The sequence below is a fragment of the Pantoea stewartii genome (assembly GCF_011044475.1).
Lineage (GTDB): Bacteria > Pseudomonadota > Gammaproteobacteria > Enterobacterales > Enterobacteriaceae > Pantoea > Pantoea stewartii.
The window spans coordinates 2,507,008-2,527,160 of sequence record NZ_CP049115.1 but is presented as its reverse complement, the minus strand read 5'-3'; the positions used below and the strand labels follow the sequence as shown (position 1 = coordinate 2,527,160).

General features: G+C 56.2%; 13 protein-coding genes. 8 read left to right on the top strand and 5 right to left on the bottom strand.

The window, feature by feature from the left end:
* The first annotated feature begins 18 nt into the window (after positions 1–18).
* Positions 19–2,466, top strand: coding sequence for a glycogen phosphorylase (gene glgP, locus G5574_RS12070; protein WP_033738164.1), 2,448 nt, complete (start codon positions 19–21; stop codon positions 2,464–2,466).
* Between the two features lie 2,411 nt (positions 2,467–4,877).
* On the opposite strand, the gene glpD is transcribed toward glgP, so the two are convergent.
* Complete coding sequence (gene glpD, locus G5574_RS12065) at positions 4,878–6,383, bottom strand: glycerol-3-phosphate dehydrogenase (protein ID WP_164482661.1); 1,506 nt, start codon at positions 6,381–6,383, stop codon at positions 4,878–4,880.
* A 231-nt stretch (positions 6,384–6,614) separates the two neighbouring features.
* On the opposite strand from glpD, the gene glpE reads away from it, so the two are divergent.
* From glpE to malQ, 5 genes are all read left to right on the top strand, one after another.
* The gene (gene glpE, locus G5574_RS12060; RefSeq protein ID WP_006121025.1) at positions 6,615–6,941 is read left to right on the top strand and encodes a thiosulfate sulfurtransferase GlpE; all 327 of its coding nucleotides are present in this window, start codon (positions 6,615–6,617) and stop codon (positions 6,939–6,941) included.
* Positions 6,942–6,970: 29 nt separating this feature from the next.
* The gene (glpG, locus tag G5574_RS12055) at positions 6,971–7,789 is read left to right on the top strand and encodes a rhomboid family intramembrane serine protease GlpG (RefSeq protein ID WP_054632965.1); all 819 of its coding nucleotides are present in this window, start codon (positions 6,971–6,973) and stop codon (positions 7,787–7,789) included.
* 39 nt (positions 7,790–7,828) lie between these two features.
* Positions 7,829–8,587 carry a DeoR/GlpR family transcriptional regulator gene (locus G5574_RS12050; RefSeq protein ID WP_006121023.1) on the top strand — a complete coding sequence of 253 codons (759 nt, stop codon included), beginning with the start codon at positions 7,829–7,831 and terminating at the stop codon, positions 8,585–8,587.
* Between the two features lie 152 nt (positions 8,588–8,739).
* Positions 8,740–11,145 carry a maltodextrin phosphorylase gene (malP, locus tag G5574_RS12045; protein ID WP_033741607.1) on the top strand — a complete coding sequence of 802 codons (2,406 nt, stop codon included), beginning with the start codon at positions 8,740–8,742 and terminating at the stop codon, positions 11,143–11,145.
* A gap of 9 nt (positions 11,146–11,154) precedes the next feature.
* The gene (gene malQ, locus G5574_RS12040; RefSeq protein WP_164482660.1) at positions 11,155–13,227 is read left to right on the top strand and encodes a 4-alpha-glucanotransferase; all 2,073 of its coding nucleotides are present in this window, start codon (positions 11,155–11,157) and stop codon (positions 13,225–13,227) included.
* Positions 13,228–13,264: 37 nt separating this feature from the next.
* Here the strand turns inward: malQ and nfuA are convergent, their stop codons facing one another.
* Together nfuA and gntX are read right to left on the bottom strand one after the other, a co-directional pair.
* Complete coding sequence (gene nfuA / locus G5574_RS12035; protein ID WP_033741605.1) at positions 13,265–13,840, bottom strand: Fe-S biogenesis protein NfuA; 576 nt, start codon at positions 13,838–13,840, stop codon at positions 13,265–13,267.
* 58 nt (positions 13,841–13,898) lie between these two features.
* Entirely contained in the window at positions 13,899–14,579 is a 681-nt protein-coding gene (gntX, locus tag G5574_RS12030) for a DNA utilization protein GntX (RefSeq protein ID WP_164482659.1), read from the bottom strand.
* A gap of 38 nt (positions 14,580–14,617) precedes the next feature.
* On the opposite strand from gntX, the gene bioH reads away from it, so the two are divergent.
* Together bioH and G5574_RS12020 are read left to right on the top strand one after the other, a co-directional pair.
* The gene (bioH, locus tag G5574_RS12025) at positions 14,618–15,394 is read left to right on the top strand and encodes a pimeloyl-ACP methyl ester esterase BioH (RefSeq protein ID WP_164482658.1); all 777 of its coding nucleotides are present in this window, start codon (positions 14,618–14,620) and stop codon (positions 15,392–15,394) included.
* 169 nt (positions 15,395–15,563) lie between these two features.
* Positions 15,564–15,833 (top strand): YdgH/BhsA/McbA-like domain containing protein, encoded by a 270-nt coding sequence (locus G5574_RS12020; RefSeq protein ID WP_033741618.1) that lies wholly within the window; start codon positions 15,564–15,566, stop codon positions 15,831–15,833.
* Here G5574_RS12020 and G5574_RS12015 read toward each other — a convergent pair whose 3' ends face one another.
* Together G5574_RS12015 and G5574_RS12010 are read right to left on the bottom strand one after the other, a co-directional pair.
* Entirely contained in the window at positions 15,834–17,519 is a 1,686-nt protein-coding gene (locus G5574_RS12015; RefSeq protein ID WP_164482657.1) for a sugar phosphorylase, read from the bottom strand.
* Between the two features lie 224 nt (positions 17,520–17,743).
* Complete coding sequence (locus tag G5574_RS12010; protein ID WP_164482656.1) at positions 17,744–20,068, bottom strand: Tex family protein; 2,325 nt, start codon at positions 20,066–20,068, stop codon at positions 17,744–17,746.
* Between the last annotated feature and the right edge of the window lie 85 nt (positions 20,069–20,153).

Sequence of the window (20,153 nt, the reverse complement as noted above, 5' to 3'; positions counted from 1 at the left end):
CGGATTGGGAAACTGAAAATGAATACACCATTCACTTACGCTTCACCTACGTTGACGGTTGATGCTTTAAAGCACTCAATTGCATACAAACTGATGTTCACCATTGGTAAAGACCCTTCCATTGCGAATAAACACGAATGGCTGAACGCCGCACTGCTGGCCGTGCGCGATCGTATGGTTGAGCGCTGGCTGCGCTCTAACCGCGCGCAACTTTCTCAGGATGTGCGGCAGGTTTATTACCTGTCGATGGAATTTCTGATGGGGCGCACGTTGGGCAATGCTCTGCTGGCGATGGGGATCTACGACGATCTCAATCTGGCGCTCGACGAAATGGGCCTCGATCTGGCCGAGTTGATGGAAGAAGAGAACGATCCCGGTCTGGGTAACGGTGGCCTGGGTCGCCTCGCGGCCTGCTTCCTGGACTCGCTGGCAACGCTCGGTATGCCGGGCCGCGGCTACGGCATTCGCTACGATTACGGCATGTTCAAACAGAATATTGTGGATGGCGAGCAGAAAGAGTCACCGGATTACTGGCTTGAATACGGCAACCCGTGGGAGTTCCAGCGTTTCAACACCCGTTATAAAGTTCGCTTCGGTGGCCGTGTTCAGCACGAAGGGGCCAAGGTTCGCTGGCTGGAAACCGAAGAGATTCTGGCTATGGCCTACGATCAAATCATCCCCGGCTACGATACGGATTCTACTAACACGTTACGTTTGTGGGGCGCGCAGGCCAGTAACGAAATCAACCTGGGTAAATTCAATCAGGGTGACTATTTTGCGGCTGTGGAAGACAAGAACCACTCAGAAAACGTGTCCCGCGTGCTTTACCCCGACGACTCAACCTATTCCGGTCGGGAACTGCGTTTGCGCCAGGAATATTTCCTCGTGTCGGCTACCGTGCAGGACATTCTGAATCGTCACTGGACGATGCACCGGACCTGGGGCAACCTGGCGGACAAAATTGCCATTCACCTCAATGACACCCATCCGGTGCTGGCGATTCCCGAGCTGATGCGGTTGTTGATTGATGAGCATAAATTTACCTGGGATGATGCGTTCGATGTGTGCTGCCAGGTGTTTTCGTATACCAACCACACCTTGATGAGCGAAGCGCTGGAAACCTGGCCGGTAGATATGATTGGCAAGATCCTGCCGCGCCACCTCAGCATCATTTTTGAAATCAACGACTTTTTCCTTAAAACGATTCAGGAATATTATCCTGACGACTGGGATCTGCTGTCGCGCATTTCTATCATTGATGAGAACGACGGGCGCCGGGTGCGCATGGCCTGGCTGGCCGTGGTCGTCAGTCACAAGGTCAATGGCGTTTCAGAGCTGCACTCGAACCTGATGGTTCAGTCCCTGTTTGCCGATTTCTCCCGCCTGTTCCCCGGCCGTTTCTGCAACAAAACCAATGGCGTTACGCCGCGCCGCTGGCTGGCGCTGGCAAACCCACCTCTGTCTGAATTACTGGATGAGCAGATTGGTCGTAACTGGCGGACAGATTTAAGCCAGCTCAGCGAGCTGAAAGCCTGTATCGATTACCCGGCCTTTATTGAGAAAGTGGCGGATGCCAAGCTGGAAAACAAAAAACGGCTCGCCGTCTGGGTGGCGAAAAACCTCGATGTGGTGATCGATCCTAACGCGTTGTTCGACGTTCAGATCAAGCGTATTCATGAGTATAAGCGCCAGTTACTTAACGTCCTGCACGTGATTACCCGTTACAACCGCATCAAGGCCGATCCCGATGCCGAGTGGGTGCCGCGCGTGAATATTTTTGCGGGTAAAGCGGCTTCGGCGTACTACGTTGCCAAGCACATTATCCATTTGATTAACGATGTGGCGAAGGTGATTAACAATGATCCTCAGGTTAAAAATAAGCTGAAGGTCGTCTTTATCCCTAACTACAGCGTGAGTCTGGCGCAGATTATTATTCCGGCGGCCGATCTCTCTGAGCAAATCTCGACAGCAGGTACCGAAGCCTCGGGCACCAGTAACATGAAATTTGCCCTCAACGGTGCGCTGACCATTGGCACGCTGGACGGTGCCAACGTCGAAATGCTGGAGCATGTGGGCAAAGAAAACTTCTTTATTTTTGGTAACACCACTCCGCAGGTCGAAGCCTTGCGTCAGGCAGGCTACAACCCGCGTAAGTACTATGAAGAAGATGCCGAACTGCACCAGGTGCTCACCCAGCTCGCCTCGGGTGTCTTTAGCCCGCAGGATCCGGGCCGCTACCGTAACCTGTTCGATTTGCTGGTGAACTTTGGCGATCACTACCAGTTGCTGGCGGATTACCGCAGTTATGTGGATACGCAGGATAAGGTCGATGAACTGTATCGTCAGCCAGACGAATGGCAGCGCCGCGCCGCCATGAACATCGCCGGCATGGGCTATTTCTCGTCTGACCGCACGATTCAGGAGTATGCGGATGAGATCTGGAATATTTCGCCGGTGAGGCTGTAGTCTGGCGGTAAAGTTGAGATTGAGGGGGCTGGTGACAGCCCCTTTTTTATTGGGGGCGTTGTTCGTGGGGTGAGGGTTTACGGTTGTGCGCCGGGAATATTTTGCCCGCGGGGCGGGGGAGATTACGGTTGTGTGTCGGGAATATTTTGCCCGCGGGGCGGGGGAGATTACGGTCCTGCGCCGGGAATATTTTGCTCGCGGAGCGGGGGAGATTACAGTCGTACGCCGGGAATATTTTGCGCGCCGGGCGGGGGAGATTACGGTCCTGCTCCGGGAATTTTCCGCCCGCCAGGCGACAGGGAGTTTCAGCCTGTCCGTGCAGGCGGCCGGGTTAAGGGGCTCGCGCCAGCCCCTTAACAATCCCGGCGGCCGTCAGCCGTCGCTGTGCCTTCGTCACTCACTCCGGCCTGACGGACCGTCCGGATGCGCCCTCCCTGGCGCAGCCGTCCTCTGCGCGGCATCCCTGCCGCTCCGCCCTGTCCTCCGTTCTCTCCTCAGCGCGCCGGATGCCGGCAGGAAACCCCTGCCTGTGGGATCGTGTTACTGATTTGGTGTGGTGTTGTCTGAGGATTTGTCTGTTTGGCCGCGGGGCGGGAAGATTACGGTCCTGCATCGGGGAATTTTCCGCCCGCCAGGCGATGGCAGTTTCAGCCAGTCCGTGCAGGCGGCCGGGTTAAGGGGCTCGCGCCAGCCCCTTAACAATCCCGGCGGCCGTCAGCCGTCGCTGTTCCTTCGTCACTCACTGCGGCCTGACGGACCGTCCGGATGCGCCGTCCCTGGCGCAGCCGTCCTCTGCGCGGCATCCTGCCGCTCCGTCCTGGCCTCCGTTCCCTCCTCAGCGCGCCGGATGCCGGCAGGAAACCCCTGCCTGTGGGATCGTGTTACTGATGTGATGTGGTGTTGTCTGAGGTTTTGTCTGTTTGGCCGCGGGGCGGGAAGATTACGGTCCTGCATCGGGGAATTTTCCGCCCGCCAGGCGATGGCAGTTTCAGCCAGTCCGTGCAGGCGGCCGGGTTAAGGGGCTCGCGCCAGCCCCTTAACAATCCCGGCGGCCGTCAGCCGTCGCTGTTCCTTCGTCACTCACTGCGGCCTGACGGACCGTCCGGATGCGCCCTCCCTGGCGCAGCCGTCCTCTGCGCGGCATCCCTGCCGCTCCGTCCTGGCCTCCGTTCCCTCCTCAGCGCGCCGGATGCCGGCAGAAAAACCCCCCGCCTGTCAGTCCTGGTTTCTTTTAAAAGCGGGTGTTGTCTGTAGTGAATGTGTACAGTGGGATTCAAAAAAGTTTTTATAAACAGGCATTGATTCAAAACCAGCAGACTGTAGGACTTTCCGGTCACCTACAGCGACACCGGAAGTGGCTTCAACACAGAGACAGTGAAGCGGGGGGTTGGGGCGGCCTTCCCACCCGCTGAGCGGATGAGGGATTTCCGGATGAGCCGACAGGACGTCGGCGAGAGCCGGGCCGCGCCACGGATGGTGCGTCCTGGCGGTCCGCAGAAATCCTGAAGGAGCGAAGGCACCGCGAAGCGGCGGGTGGGCAGGACGGGAGCCCGGGGTCAAGGGGCCGCGGCGGCTGGCGGCCCCTTGTCGGTCGCCCGCACCGGCCTGGCTGAAACTCCAGGCCGCCTGGCGAGCGAAACCCTCTCAGCGCTTCATCAGATGTCAGCGACTCAAACCTTCTCAGTGCCTGAAAAGACTTCTCGCACAAGCATCAATTATCGGTATTCAAAGCAATAAAAACGCCTGAGCAGGCGCAAATCTCAAAGCGGCGGGTGGGCAGGACGGGAGCCCGGGGTCAAGGGGCCGCGGCGGCTGGCGGCCCCTTGTCGGTCGCCCGCACCGGCCTGGCTGAAACTCCAGGCCGCCTGGCGAGCGAAACCCTCTCAGCGCTTCATCAGATGTCAGCGACTCAAACCTTCTCAGTGCCTGAAAAGACTTCTCGCACAAGCATCAATTATCGGTATTCAAAGCAATAAAAACGCCTGAGCAGGCGCAAATCTCAAAGCGGCGGGTGGGCAGGACGGGAGCCCGGGGTCAAGGGGCCGCGGCGGCTGGCGGCCCCTTGTCGGTCGCCCGCACCGGGCAGACTGAAACTCCAGGCCGCCTGGCGAGCGAAACCCTCTCAGCGCTTCATCAGCTGTCAGCGACTCAAACCTTCTCAGTGCCTGAAAAGACTTCTCGCACAAGCATCAATTATCGGTATCCAAAGCAATAAAAACGCCTGAGCAGGCGCAAATCTCAAAGCGGGGGAGTTGGGCGGCCTTCCCACCCGCTGAGCGGATGAGGGATTTCCGGATGAGCCGACAGGACGTCCTGGCGGTAATTTGAACGAGCGAAAGGACCGCGCCGGCAAAAAAAACGGCACAACAGGCCGTAACCTGTTGTGCCGCACGCTCAACACTGACGCGCTGTTACGAGGCCAGCGACAGCGTCGGCTTGGCCTTCGCCGCCAGCCACTCAGCGATACGGGCCTGCTGAGCTTCATTGAGCCACATACCTTGCTTGGTGCGGCGCCAGATAGCGTCGTCGACTTCACGCACCCATTCATGCTGAACAAGGTAACGCAGTTCGGCCTCATAAAACTCGTGGCCAAAGTTCTCACCCAGATCTTCCAGCGACGTTGCATCGTTGAGCAGCAGTTCCGTGTTGCTGCCGTAAGTGCGGGAATAGTGGCGCGCCATGTTTTCAGTAATAAACGGATAACGGCGGCGCAGGCTGGCAGCGTAGTCATCACTGGTGCCAGAGATATTACCGCCGGGCAATACGCAGTTCTTCGTCCAGGCCGGGCCAGCCTTGGGATAATACTTCGCCAGTTTCTCCATCGCATGCTCAGCCAGCTTGCGATAGGTCGTTAATTTACCGCCAAAGACCGACAGTAATGGCGTTTTACCGTTTTCATCACGGACGTCCAGCGTGTAGTCACGGGTGATGGCCTGCGGCGAATCCGATTCATCATCACACAGCGGGCGCACACCGGAATAGGTCCAGACGATATCGTCAGGCGTTAACTGCTTTTTAAAGTGGCCGTTGTACACTTTCAGGATGTAGTCGATTTCGTTGTCGTCAATAGCGACATTTTTCGGATCGCCTTTATATTCCACGTCGGTTGTGCCGATGATGGAAAACTCGTCCATCCACGGAATGACAAACACAATGCGGTTATCTTCGTTTTGCAGGATATAAGCCTGCTTCTCATTGTGAACGCGTGGCACCACGATATGGCTGCCTTTGATCAGGCGGATACCGTAGGGCGACTTCAGCGCCAGCCCGTCGTCAAAGAACTGCTTAACCCAGGGGCCGGCTGCGTTAACCAGACCTTTGGCCTGCCAGGTCAAGGTTTTGCCGCTGTCAATGTCTTCTGCTTCGACCATCCACAGGCCATTTTCACGCCACGCGCGGGTAACGCGGGTACGGGTGCGCACTTCACCGCCATGCTTAACCACTTCCTGCGCATTGAGGACGACCATACGGGCATCATCGACCCAGCAGTCGGAATACTCGAAACCACGTTTAATTTCAGGCTTCAGCGCCGAATCCGGCCCAAAGGTCAGGCTTTTACTGCCCGGCAGGCTGGTGCGTTTGCCCAGGTGGTCATACATGAACAGACCGGTGCGAATCATCCAGGCCGGGCGCAGATGCGGACGGTGCGGCAGGCGGAAACGCATCGGGAACGCGATATGCGGTGCCATTTTTAGCAGCACTTCGCGCTCAGCCAGCGCTTCACTTACCAGACGAAACTCATAATGTTCAAGGTAGCGCAGGCCACCATGAATCAGTTTTGAACTGGCGGAAGAGGTCGCGCAAGCCAGGTCCCGCGCCTCTAGCATTAACACCGACAGTCCGCGTCCTGCAGCGTCTGCTGCGATGCCAGCACCGTTGATGCCGCCGCCGATAACGATCAGGTCTTTGGTTTCCACGTTGTCTCCTCCGATGTTCGGAATAGTTCACTTATGTTCGTTTTCGAGCATAATAATAATCGCAAACCAACATTGATGCCAGTATTTAACCGCTTAAAAACAATTTTGCGTGATATGGATAACATTATGTGTGCGGAAAGGTGAGTAGCCACAATTATTGTCAGGTTATTGCCGAGGATTATCGGGTTACACTAGCTGTCATTTTGATGATGAAACATGATGAGAGACACCATGGAAACCTACCAATGTATTGATGTTCACCAGGCGCAGGCGCATCTTGAGCAGGGCGCAGTGCTGGTGGATATTCGCGATGCGCAAAGTTTTGCACTCGGCCATGCCCGCGGCGCCTTGCATTTGTCGAACAGCAACCTCAATGATTTCATCAGCACCACTGACATGAGCCTGCCTGTACTGGTGATGTGCTATCACGGCAACAGCAGTAAGGGTGCGGCGGACTATCTGCATGGTCAGGGATTTGCCACGGCTTACAGTATAGATGGCGGATTTGACGCCTGGCGCGCCGCCTTTCCTCAACAGGTTGCCAGCGGCGCTGAATAAATAAGCGGGCGTAACACGGAGAGTGAGTAATGCGCATTACCCAATTTAATCAGCCGCGCATGGCGCAGGCTTTTGTTGACTACATGGCGACGCGTGGCGTGAAATTGCGTATTGAGCATGAAAGTCACTATGTCATTGTGCTGGATGATGAAAGTCAGCTTTCAATGGTCGAAAACGAACTTCAGGCGTTCGTGCGCGATCCCAATCATCCGCGCTACCTGGCAGCGAGCTGGCAAAGTGGTAAAACCGACAGCGGCCTGCGCTATGAGCGCAGCAACATCTGGGCAAACATACGTGAGCGGGCCGGACCATTGACGACCGTCGTGATGCTGGCCTGTATCGCCGTCTTTATTCTGATGCAGGTGCTGGGCGATCGCACCGTAATGTACTGGTTAGCTTGGCCCGATGCCGATCAGCACTTTGAGGTCTGGCGCTGGTTTAGTCATGCGTTGCTGCATTTTTCGCTGCTGCATATCCTGTTTAACCTGATGTGGTGGTGGTATCTCGGCGGAGCGGTAGAAAAACGGTTAGGCAGCGGCAAACTTTTTGTCATTTTACTGATCTCCGCCCTGCTCAGTGGCTGGCTGCAGGCAAAGTTCAGCGGCATCTGGTTTGGTGGTCTGTCCGGCGTGGTCTATGCATTAATGGGATATTGCTGGCTGCGTGGCGAACGCGATCCTGAGAGTGGTATCTGTCTGGAGCGCGGGTTAATCGGATTTGCCCTCGTCTGGCTGGTGGTCGGCTGGTTTGGGGCCTTTGGTCTGGCCATCGCCAACGCCGCGCACGTGGGTGGGCTACTGGTTGGCCTGGCGATGGCATTTGTTGATACGCGCAAGAAAAAACGCTAGTCACAACGAAGAAGAATAAGCCCGAAACAGGAGAGGAATGTGAAGCAGACGCAACGTCATGACGCCATTATTGATCTGGTTCGGCGTCAGGGATATGTCAGTACTGAGGAGCTGGTCGACCATTTTGAAGTCAGCCCACAAACGATTCGTCGTGATTTAAACGACCTTGCCGATCAAAATAAAATTCAACGGCACCACGGTGGGGCGGCTTTGCCCTCCAGCTCGGAGAACACCGCCTGGCAGGACCGTAAAATGATGTGGTCGGCCGAAAAAGCGCGCATTGCCCAGCGCGTTGCCAGCCAGATTCCCGACGGCGCAACGCTGTTTATTGATATCGGCACCACGCCGGAAGCGGTGGCGCATGCGCTGCTGGGCCACAGCGATCTGCGCGTGGTGACGAACAACCTGAACGTAGCCATGTTGTTGATGGGCAAACCGGACTTCAGAGTCATTATTGCGGGTGGCGAAGTACGTACCCGTGATGGCGCGGTCATGGGCGAAGCGACGCTGGACTTTATTTCACAGTTTCGCCTTGATTACGGCATCCTCGGGATTAGCGGCATTGATATGGACGGATCACTGCTGGAGTTCGACTACCACGAGGTGCGCACCAAGCGCGCCATCATCGAGAACTCACGCTGTGTCATGCTGGTTGTGGATCACTCGAAATTTGGGCGTAATGCCATGGTCAACCTGGGCAATATGAGCCAGCTTGATTATCTTTATACCGATAAAATGCCGCCCGCCAGCGTCATGAAGGTGATTGAACAGCACGACGTTCACCTCGAACTTTGCTAATTCCTGCCCGCCAGTGAGTAAACTGGCGTTTTTTACCTCAGTCTGTCGCTTTTTCCCGCACTCACGTATTTAATTAAAACGGTCGCTGGCCATGTTGCCGGCCCATGCGCATGCCATGTTTACCTTACCCATATGGATACAAAGGGAGTGATATGCCACAGCAGAAATTCAATAAATCCCGCTTTCAGGCTGCATTAACCCGCCAATGGCAACATCTCGGCTACACCTCCGCCAGGCAAATGACGCCGCATCAGTGGTGGCAGGCACTCAGTGCCGCAGTGAATGATGTGATCAGTGTGCAGCCCACCGCCCGATCCCTCTCGCCACAACGTCATGTGAACTATCTGTCGATGGAATTTCTGCTGGGACGTCTTACGGGCAATAACCTGCTTAATCTGGGCTGGTTTGATGAGGTAAAAGCCCTGCTGGCTGAACATCAGGTTGAGCTGAGCGAACTGCTGGAAGAAGAAGTCGATCCAGCCTTAGGTAACGGCGGCCTGGGAAGGCTGGCGGCCTGTTACATGGACGCCATGGCGACGGCAGGCCAGCCTGCAACCGGACATGGGCTGAATTATCAATATGGCCTGTTCCGCCAGCGCTTCGCAGAGGGCAAACAGGTTGAAGAACCGGATGACTGGGAGCGCGACACCTATCCCTGGTTTCGCCATAACGCAGCGCTGGATGTGCGTGTCGGGCTGGGTGGAAAAGTGATCAAGCGCGATGAAGGTCGCCTGGAATGGGTACCTGCCCTTTATCTTCGCGGGGAAGCCTGGGATCTGCCGATCACGGGATACCGTAACGGGGTGACGCTGCCGTTACGGCTGTGGAAAGCCACCAGCGAACATCCTTTTGACCTGACGCTGTTTAACGATGGTAAGTTTTTACAGGCTGAACAGCAGGGGATTGATGCCGCCAGCCTGACCAAAGTGCTTTATCCCAACGATAATCACCCACAGGGAAAACGCCTGCGCCTGATGCAGCAATATTTTCAGTGTGCCTGCGCAGTGGCGGATATTTTGCGACGTCATCATCAGGCAGGGCGCAGTATCCATGCCCTGCCAGATCATGAAGTGATCCAGCTAAACGATACGCATCCCACTATCGCTATACCGGAAATGCTGCGTGTATTACTGGATGCGCATCAGCTGAGTTGGGATGAGGCCTGGCATATCACCAGCCGCGTGTTTGCCTATACCAATCACACCTTAATGCCTGAAGCGCTGGAACGCTGGGATGAAAAGCTGATGCGCAGTGTGCTGCCGCGTCATATGGTCATTATCAAAGAGATCAATCGCCGCCTGAAACAGCAGGTTAAACAGCGCTGGCCAGGTGATAAAGCGATATGGAAGAAGCTGGCAGTGGTGGCCGATGGTCAGGTGCGCATGGCAAACCTGTGCGTGGTGAGCGGTTTTGCAGTGAATGGCGTGGCGGCCCTGCATTCCGGCCTGGTCGTGACCGATCTTTTCCCCGAGTACCATCAGCTTTGGCCGCAAAAATTCCACAATGTCACGAACGGCATCACGCCGCGCCGCTGGATTAAGCAGTGTAATCCCGCCCTGTCGAGCCTGATTGACGATACGCTTCAATGCGAATGGGTCAGTAATCTGACGGCCTTACAGGGGCTGGAGCCCTGTGCGGATGATCCTGCCTTCCGTGAGCGCTTCCGTGCGGTTAAGCGCCATAACAAAGCGCGTCTGGCTACCTACATTGCGCAGCGCACCGGCATCCTTGTTAATCCAGAAGCGATCTTTGATGTGCAGATCAAGCGACTGCATGAGTATAAGCGTCAGCATTTAGGCCTGTTGCATATTCTGCACTGCTATAAACGCGTTCGCGATAATCCCGATGATGCCAGCATGATTCCCCGCGTGTTTCTCTTTGGTGCCAAAGCCGCACCGGGTTATTACCTGGCAAAAAACATTATCTATGCCATCAACAAGGTGGCAGACGTGGTGAATAACGACCCGCTTGTTGGCGACAAACTCAAAGTCGTCTTTATGCCGGATTACCGCATTACGGCAGCCGAATACCTGATCCCTGCTGCCGATCTGTCGGAGCAGATCTCCACAGCGGGCTACGAAGCCTCAGGCACAGGCAACATGAAGCTGGCATTAAATGGCGCACTCACTATTGGCACGCTGGATGGCGCGAATGTAGAAATCGCCGAACAGGTCGGCGAAGAGAACATCTTTATTTTCGGCCATACCGTGGATGAGGTTAAGGCGCTTAAAGCGGCAGGTTACAAGCCGCAAAAGATCCGCAAGCATAACAAAGAGCTGGATGAATTACTGACGTCTCTGAAAAAAGGGAAGTTCAGTAATGGCGATAAGCATGCATTCGACCTAATGTTGGAGAGTCTGACAAAAAATGGCGATCCCTGGCTGGTGCTGGCGGATTATCAGGCTTACGTCGATGCGCAAAAACGCGTTGAGGCGTTATGGCGCGATCAGGAAGCCTGGACGCGCGCCGCCATTCTCAATACGGCACGAGCCGGGTTTTTTAGTTCGGATCGTTCGATTCGGGACTACCAACAGCGCATCTGGCAGGCGCAACGCTAAGGAATTGCGATGACATCCACTTCACTTGATAAAGCCGCACTGGCGGCAGGAATAGCGCTGACGTACTTCAATGCGAACGGTGAACCGGAGGCGATCAGCGATGAGACAAAGCGTGCCTTGCTCGCCGTGATGGAAAACCCGCAGAAAGCCAGCAAATCACCGCTGCCGCCTGTTGTGGTCTTCAGCGGTAATCGCCAACGTGTGCTGGCGCCACAGATTGACGGTCGCATAAGCTGGCAGTTGCAGACAGAGAAAGGCAAAACTTTTAGCGGAACACTCGAAGGTGGTGCGCCCTTTACGCTGCCTTCTCCTCTGGGGCAGGGTTATCACCAGCTTACCTTGAGCAAGGGTAAACGTACGTGGCAGACGAGAGTGATCGTCGCGCCGCGCCGCTGTTATCTGCCCCCGGCCTTGCGTGCCGGAGAGAAACGCTGGGGCGCGCTGGTTCAGCTTTATACCGTGCGTTCAGCGAAAAACTGGGGCATTGGTGATTTTGGCGATCTGGAATATTTGCTGGAGCAGCTTGCCGCGCGCGGTGGTGATTTTGTCGGCCTGAATCCCCTGCACGCGCTCTATCCGGCCAGCCCCGCTTTTGCCAGCCCTTACAGTCCGTCGTCCCGTCGCTGGTTAAATATTATCTATATCGATGTGGCACAGGTAGAGGATTTCCAGCAGAGCCGCGCGGCGCAAAAGTGGTGGAAAAGCGCGAAAACCCAAAAAGCACTCAGCAAGGCCCGGGAAAGTGAGTGGGTGGATTACGATGCAGTGATGGCGCTGAAGCTGACGGCGTTGCGCCATAGCTGGACTCAGTTCCAGGCCCGGCGTGCGGAAGATGAGCAGAAACAAGGCTTTGCCGAATTTATCCAGCAAGGGGGCGACAGTTTGCGCTGTCAGGCCGTTTATGACGGTCTGCAGGCAGACATGCAGCGTGAAGGCTCCGCACTGACAGGCTGGCCTGCCTGGTCCGAAAGCTGGCGTGACTGCCGCTCCGCGGAGGTGCAGAACTGGTGCGAACAGCACGGCGAGGAGATTGCTTTCTGGCAATGGTTGCAATGGCTGGCGCAGCAGCAGTTTTCGCAGTGCTGGGCGCGCAGTCAGGCGCTGGGTATGAGTGTCGGCCTGTACCGCGATCTGGCCGTCGGCGTAGCAGAAGGCAGCGCTGAAACCTGGCACGATCCAGAGCTCTACCGGCTGAAAGCGTCCATCGGCGCGCCGCCCGATCGGCTTGGTCCGCTGGGCCAAAACTGGGGGCTGCCGCCGATGGATCCCCATGTTCTGCAGGCCAGAGGTTATCAGCCCTTTATCGACATCCTGCGTGCGAATATGCGTGACTGCGGCGCGCTACGTATCGACCACGTAATGGCGCTTCTGCGCCTCTGGTGGGTACCGGCGGGTGAAACGGCGGATAAAGGGGCATATGTGGCTTATCCGGTTCACGATCTGTTAGGTATTCTGGCGCTGGAAAGCCACCGACAGGGCTGTATGGTGATCGGCGAGGATTTAGGTACCGTGCCTGAAGAGATTGTCAGTCTGCTGCGCGACAGTGGCGTCTTTTCGTGGAAAGTGTTGTGGTTTGAACAGGGCAGGCAGGGCCAGTATCGCGCGCCCCGGGCCTATCCACGGCAGTCAATCGCCAGCGCCAGCACGCACGATCTGCCTACATTGACAGGGTTCTGGAGTGGCGGCGATTTGCAGCTTGGCGAGGAGCTTGGGCTTTATCCCGATAAAAAAACTGTCCTCAACCTGCAGCAGCAGCGACTGAAGCAAAAGCAGGCGCTGCTCGATGCGCTACATAAATCGGGCGCGGTGCCGGCGCGGAGCGCAAAACAGGCGGCGTCGCTGGCGATGACGCCCGGTCTGAATCAGTCTGTGCACCGTTTTCTGGCGGATACCAACAGTGCACTGCTTGGGTTGCAGCCTGAGGACTGGCTGGGCATGACCACGCCGGTTAACGTGCCGGGCACCGTCGATCAATATCCCAACTGGCGTCGCAAGCTGGTGCAGCCACTGGAAAGCATCTTTGCCGATGATGACGTCAATAAGCTACTGAAAACCGTGACTAAACGGCGAAAGGCGGGATAACGGGAACGCGCGACAGCCGGGCTGTCGCGCGTAAACATCAGTAGAACGAGTGCTCGCCACGCTGGTGCTCAGTAATATCGCGCACGCCTTTCAACTGCGGGAAGGCTGCCAGCAACTCTTTCTCAATGCCATCCTTCAGGGTAACGTCGATCATCGAACAGCCGTTACAGCCGCCACCAAACTGCAGGATAGCAAAACCGTCGTCGGTGATTTCCATCAGCGAAACGCGTCCGCCGTGTCCGGCCAGCTGTGGGTTAATCTGCGCCTGTAAAAGGTACTCCACGCGCTCAACCAGTGGCGCATCGTCAGAAACCTTGCGCATCTTAGCGTTAGGCGCCTTCAGCGTCAGCTGCGAGCCCAGGTTATCGGTGACGAAGTCAATTTCAGCGTCTTCCAGATAGGGCGCGCTCAGTTCATCAACATACGCGGACAGTTTTTCAAACTTAAGTTCAGTATCCGTGGCTTCAACCGCATCGGGTGGGCAGTATGACACGCCGCATTCGGCCGTTGGCGTACCCGGATTAATCACGAATACGCGAATCTGGGTGCCATCTTCTTGTTTAGACAGCAGTTTTGAAAAATGCTCTTGGGCAGAATCAGTAATTCGGATCATGTCAGTTGCTCAATAGTTGACTAATTTAGTTGGTTATAATACGCCCATCATTCGGGCTCTACAAGGTACGGCACAGGCACCAGATGTGCACGCTGGCTGCGCCTTGCGCCCGGAGCAGCCGGCTGATTTCTTTGACCGTACTGCCGGTGGTGACCACATCATCGATCAGGGCGATATGGCGTCCGGTGACATCGGCTTCAAGATGAAACGCTCCTCGCAAGTTGCGACGACGCTGGCGGGCGCTTAAGTGATGCTGAACGGCACCTGCGCGCCGTCGGTATAACGCCGGACTGAATGCACAGCCCAGCCAGTGAGCCAGGGGTGCGGCCAGCAGGGCCGTTTGATTGTAGCCGCGCCACCAGCAGCGTCGTGAATGCAGCGGAACACACATCAGCAGATCGGGACGGCTCGTCCGTTTGCTACGGTACGCATTCAACCAGCTTAACAAAAGCAAACGCGCCAGCATCACCCTTAGTGCGGTCGTCCCGGAGAATTTTAACTGGTTTACCCATGTGCTGAGCGGGGGCTGCCAGGCGCTGACGCAGACTAACGTCTGCCAGGGCGGCGGGTGACGCAGGCAGCGCCCGCAGGCCAGGTTGCCAGAAGCGGCAGGCAGACCGCACACCGGGCATAACGGGGGCAGGCGGGGCAACTGGCGCAGACAGACACAGCAAATGCCGTGCCGGGCAAGACGTAGCGGCAACTGGCATAGCCAACACAGGGCGGGCATTGGTAGCATAGTGGCCTCCTTATTAATGAATGATGGAAGCATAACGGATGAGCTCACTTTACTGGCATACCTGCGGCGAAGGAGATAACGATCTTGTGCTGCTGCACGGTTGGGGACTGAATGCGGAAGTGTGGCAAAACATCGTGCCGCGACTCAGCACGCATTTCCGTCTGCACTTAGTGGATTTACCCGGTTATGGCCGCAGCCAGGGATTCCCGGCGATGTCGCTGGAAGCGATGGCACCGGTGCTTGAGCCGCATCTGCCCTCGCGCGCCACTGTACTGGGCTGGTCTCTGGGCGGGCTGGTTGCCACGCAGCTGGCGTTGAGCGTCCCCGAACGATTACGTGCCCTGATTACCGTCGCCTCGTCACCTTGCTTTACCGCCCGCGATGACTGGCCTGGGATTGCCCCTTTAACCTTACATAACTTTCAGCAGCAGCTGAGTCAGGACTTTCAGCGTACCGTTGAGCGTTTTCTGGCTCTGCAAACCATGGGCTCGGAAAGCGCCCGCGCCGATGCACGCCAGCTGAAAGACATTGTGCTGTCACAGCCGATGCCCGACGTAGCGGTGCTGAATGGTGGCCTGCAGATTCTGAGCGAATGCGATTTACGTGACAGGCTTGCCACGCTTTCACTGCCTTTTCTGCGCATCTATGGCGCGCTGGATGGTCTGGTACCCCGTCGCATTGCGCAACAGCTTGACCAACAGTTACCGGCATCGCCTTCTGTTGTGACAGACAAAGCCGCACATGCGCCGTTTATTTCTCATCCTGACGCCTTCTGCCAGCATATTATTTCATTTATCAGCGGATTAGACAGTTAACCCAGACCGTAACTGGCAAATTTCTGTGTAGCGGCAATACTTGATGAGTGAGCAAGGCCGCTGCACTTCTATGCGATTAGTCAGGGAGATGACTATGCCGTTCGATATAGCCTTAAGCGATTTGCGGCTGCTTACATCTCAACAATGGATCATGAATGAGGGTAGACAAATGAAGGTTATGAAATGGGTAGTTGCATCAGTGATGATGGGCGCAGTGTCATTTTCTGCACTGGCGGCGAAAGAAGTCACCAAAGAAGAAGTGCAGAAGATGAATCTGACCAAAATTGGTACCGTAAACACCACGGCAGAAACCACCTCGCCAATGGATGCCAAGAAGAAGCTGTCAAAAGCAGCGGATGAGAAGGGCGGCAAGTACTTCCGGGTGATCGCGGGCCGTGAGCACGGTAAGTTCAGTGCAACTGCGGAAGTGTACAAGTAATTAGCGTAGCCACATGAATTGCCAGGCATCCAGCACCACAGGCTGGGTGCCATCCACCTTCTCACCTCTGATCACATCCTGAAAAAGGCGCGCTTCGGGTAACTGCGCTTTAACCTGTCTGCCACTGAGATTAAATACACACAGTAACGCATCGCCGCGGGCGGGCTCATCACGCTTCATTATTAACAGCGCATTGTCACTCTGAAAGAGCTGCATCGGATTATCAGGATGGAAAGCGGCCAGACGGCGACGCTGCTGAATCAGTTTACTCAAATGCGTATAAACCTGATGGCGTAAACCGTTCCTGTTTGCCAGCGCGTCTTCAATCTCCGGCATCGCATATTTTTGCCGGTTGATCGCCCGGTTATGGCCGGCTTCGCGTACGCCCTCATAATCGTTACGTGCACCCAGTATGCTCTGGATATAAATGGCGGGTACGCCCGGAAACGCCAGTAAGATAGCGTGCGCTAACATAAAGCGTTTGAGCCGCGTTTCATCGTCATCGCCTTCACGGTTGAGCGCATCGAAATAGGTCACGTTGATTTCATAGGGGCTGGTCGTGCCATCAGGATTATTTTTGTACGAGATCAGCGCACCTTCCAGCGCCAGATCGCGCACCAGGGCGGTAATTTCCACTTCAGATAAAATACCGCGTGCCGGATTCAGGCCAATACCATCGTGCGATGCCAGGAAATTGAAAAAAGTGGTATTGCCATTGCCTGTCGTAAGGGTACTGGCCCATTGGCGTAACGCACGCGCCGAGCCGGTGTGGATGGCGTGCAGCACCAGCGGCGGCAGCGAGAACTGGTACACCATCTGGGCTTCATCATAACCCTTGCCGAAATAGCTGATGTTGTCTTTATGCGGCACATTGGTTTCAGTAATGATCACGGTGCCCGGTGCAACCTCGTCGGCGATGGCGCGAAACAGTTTGACCAGCAGATGCGTTTTTTCGAGGTGAATGCACGTGGTGCCGGGTGTTTTCCACATATAGCCCACTGCATCCAGCCGTACGTAATCGGCTCCACGTTTCAGGTAGTCGAGCAGGACCTCAACCATGCGCAGCAGCACGTCAGGGCTGGCAAAGTTCAGGTCAATTTGATCGGCGCTGAAGGTGGTCCAGACAAAACGAATGTCACCGTTTGCCAGCGTGAACGGGGTGAGCAAGGGCGACGTCCGTGGCCGCGTTACCGCACTCAGATCGGTAGTGGGCGGCAGGCTTATAAAAAAATCATCCCAGCCCGGATCCTGTGCAAGATAATGCTTAAACCATGCGCTGTGCGCCGACATATGGTTACAGACAAAATCGAACATCAGTCGTGTTTCCTGATGCAGCAGGGCAATGTCATGCCAGTCGCCACATAACGGATTGACCTGATGGTAATCGATGACGGAAAAACCGTCGTCGGACGAATAAGGATAGAACGGCAGAAGGTGCACCAGTGGAAAGGTCGACTGCAAATGCTGCTGATAAAAGCGTGAGAAAGTGCGGAGCGTAGGCGTATTCGGTTCGCGAAACTGATCGGCATAGGTAATCAGTACGACATCCTGTTCGTCCCAGTGCGCTTTACGTGGCAATTTTGTGGTATCGCGAGCGTCTGCAATCAGGGCGAGCAGGCGTTCACGTAAAGCCTGTGGAAAGGCATCGGCATAAATCGCATCGAGTAAAGCAGTGATTTTTTCCATTTTAAGGGGCTGCCACAGCGGGTGTCGTTATTATCACGGGCGTCTTTTTAGCGTAGCGTCAGGGTGAGGATTTTCAACTTAATCGCACGCGCAGCCAGCGAAAGGGCGCAACGGCTTGCTGGCAGACAAAGCCTGGCGGAGGGCTAAGAACAGCGTAAAGGGGAAGAGAGGGTGAAGCGTCGCCTCCTTCCGCACCGGGAAAGAGGCGACGTAACCGCCGTTAACTAGCGCTTCTTACCGAAGGCCGCAGCCAGGGCATCACCCATGGCGCTGTTACCTGCTGGCTGACTGGCGGGACGCGCCCGGCCTTTGTTCGCTGCGGGACGTCTTTCCTCACGTGCCGTGCTGCTCTTACCACTGCGGGCATGGCCTTCACCCGGCTGCTCGTCAAGACGCATAGTAAGCGCGATACGTTTACGCTGCAGATCCACTTCCATGACTTTGACTTTGACGATGTCGCCCGCCTTCACGACCTGATGCGGATCGTCCACAAACTTATCGGACAGGGAAGAGATATGGACCAGCCCGTCCTGATGAACGCCAATATCCACGAAAGCACCGAAGTTAGTGACGTTAGTGACCGCACCTTCCAGCACCATGCCCGGCATCAGGTCGTTCAGGGTTTCCACGCCTTCCGCGAACTGCGCGGTTTTAAACTCAGGACGGGGATCGCGGCCGGGTTTTTCCAGCTCTTTCATGATGTCAGTCACGGTTGGCAAGCCGAAACGCGCATCGGTAAAGTCCACAGCGTTCAGATTCCGCAGGCTGGCCGGATTGCCCATCAAATCGGTCAGGGCCTGTTCCGTGGCCGCCAGAATGCGCTCGACTACCGGATAGGCTTCGGGGTGAACCGTAGACGCATCCAGCGGGTTATCGCCGTGATTGATACGCAGGAAGCCTGCGCATTGCTCAAAGGCTTTCGGCCCCAGGCGGCTCACCTTGAGTAACTGCTGACGATTCTGAAAACGTCCGTTTTCGTCACGCCAGCCGACGATATTTTGCGCCATCATGCGCGTCAGACCTGCTACGCGCGTCAGCAGCGGTACGGAAGCGGTGTTCAGATCAACGCCGACGGCATTCACGCAGTCTTCCACGACCGCATCCAGCTTTTTCGCCAGCTGACTCTGGCTGACGTCATGCTGATACTGGCCTACACCGATGGATTTCGGGTCGATTTTCACCAGCTCGGCAAGCGGATCCTGTAAGCGGCGGGCAATGGAAACCGCCCCGCGCAGGGAGACATCCAGATCCGGGAACTCCTGCGCCGCTAACTCTGACGCGGAGTAGACCGATGCGCCCGCTTCGCTGACGATCACTTTTTGCGCCGTGACCTGCGGGAACTGCTTTTGCAGATCAAGGAAGAAACGTTCGGTTTCACGTGAGGCGGTACCGTTTCCGATCGCCACCAGTTCGACCTGGTGCTTCACGCACAGCGCCGCCACGGCCGCCGCCGCTTTCGCGGCCTGGCCGGTATGGGGATAAACGGTATCGGTGGCGACCAGCTTGCCGGTGGCGTCAACGACGGCAACTTTCACGCCGGTACGCAGGCCCGGATCCAGGCCCATAGTGGCACGCATGCCCGCAGGTGCCGCCATCAACAGATCGTGCAGGTTGCGTGCAAAGACGTTGATGGCCTCATCTTCGGCCCGCTCGCGAACCGTGCCCATCAGCTCAGTTTCCAGATGCAGCATCACCTTGATGCGCCAGGTCCAGCTGACCACAGCCTTGCGCCAGCTGTCGGCGGGCGCGTTATTCAGTCTCAGGTTCAGGTGTTCGGCAATCAGGGTTTCGCCATGACTTTCGCGCGGTGGCTCATCAAATTGCGGATCGGCATTCAGCGACAGCTGCAGCACGCCTTCGTTACGTCCGCGCAGCATCGCCAGTGCACGGTGAGACGGTACGGTATGCAGCGGCTCATGGTGGTCGAAATAGTCGCGGAATTTCGCGCCCGCTTCCTCTTTACCTTCCACCACTTTCGATACCAGATGGGCATTCTTCCACAAATAGTGGCGTACTTTAGCCAGCAGCGCGGCATCTTCAGCAAAGCGCTCCATCAGGATATAGCGCGCGCCATCAAGGGCTGCGCGCACATCGGCGACACCGTTATCGGCATTCACATAACCGGCAGCCAGCTGCTCCGGATCGTGCGAGGGATCCTGCCACAATGTCTCGGCCAACGGCTCCAGACCGGCTTCGATGGCGATTTGCCCACGGGTGCGGCGTTTGGGTTTGTAGGGCAGGTAAAGATCTTCGAGTTCTGTTTTGCTGAGCGTTGCATTGATGGCCTGAGCCAGGTCGTCGGTGAGTTTTCCCTGTTCCTCAATGGATTTCAGGATGGCCTGCCTGCGTTCAGCGAGTTCACGCAGGTAGCCGAGGCGGGTTTCCAGCTGGCGGAGTTGCGTATCATCCAGACCGCCCGTCACCTCTTTACGATAACGTGCAATGAATGGCACGGTATTCCCTTCATCCAACAGGCGGACGGCGGCGTCAACTTGCTCGGGGCGCGCCTGGAGCTCACTTGCAATTAGCTGGCTAAGAACATTCATCATCGGACTATTATGCTTTCTGGGTTGAGAAATAGCCGATAGTTATACGGATTGATGGGCGAAAATGCCAGAGAATGGGCCTGCTTTC

What these genes read in the sequence shown, in the direction of transcription:
- glgP (WP_033738164.1), top strand. Translation starts at nt 19, where the DNA reads ATGAATACACCATTCACTTACGCTTCACCTACGTTGACGGTTGATGCT.
- glpE (WP_006121025.1), top strand. Translation starts at nt 6,615, where the DNA reads ATGGAAACCTACCAATGTATTGATGTTCACCAGGCGCAGGCGCATCTT.
- glpG (WP_054632965.1), top strand. Translation starts at nt 6,971, where the DNA reads ATGCGCATTACCCAATTTAATCAGCCGCGCATGGCGCAGGCTTTTGTT.
- malP (WP_033741607.1), top strand. Translation starts at nt 8,740, where the DNA reads ATGCCACAGCAGAAATTCAATAAATCCCGCTTTCAGGCTGCATTAACC.
- malQ (WP_164482660.1), top strand. Translation starts at nt 11,155, where the DNA reads ATGACATCCACTTCACTTGATAAAGCCGCACTGGCGGCAGGAATAGCG.
- nfuA (WP_033741605.1), bottom strand. Translation starts at nt 13,840, where the DNA reads ATGATCCGAATTACTGATTCTGCCCAAGAGCATTTTTCAAAACTGCTG.
- gntX (WP_164482659.1), bottom strand. Translation starts at nt 14,579, where the DNA reads ATGCTACCAATGCCCGCCCTGTGTTGGCTATGCCAGTTGCCGCTACGT.
- bioH (WP_164482658.1), top strand. Translation starts at nt 14,618, where the DNA reads ATGAGCTCACTTTACTGGCATACCTGCGGCGAAGGAGATAACGATCTT.
- G5574_RS12020 (WP_033741618.1), top strand. Translation starts at nt 15,564, where the DNA reads ATGAAGGTTATGAAATGGGTAGTTGCATCAGTGATGATGGGCGCAGTG.
- G5574_RS12015 (WP_164482657.1), bottom strand. Translation starts at nt 17,519, where the DNA reads ATGGAAAAAATCACTGCTTTACTCGATGCGATTTATGCCGATGCCTTT.
- G5574_RS12010 (WP_164482656.1), bottom strand. Translation starts at nt 20,068, where the DNA reads ATGATGAATGTTCTTAGCCAGCTAATTGCAAGTGAGCTCCAGGCGCGC.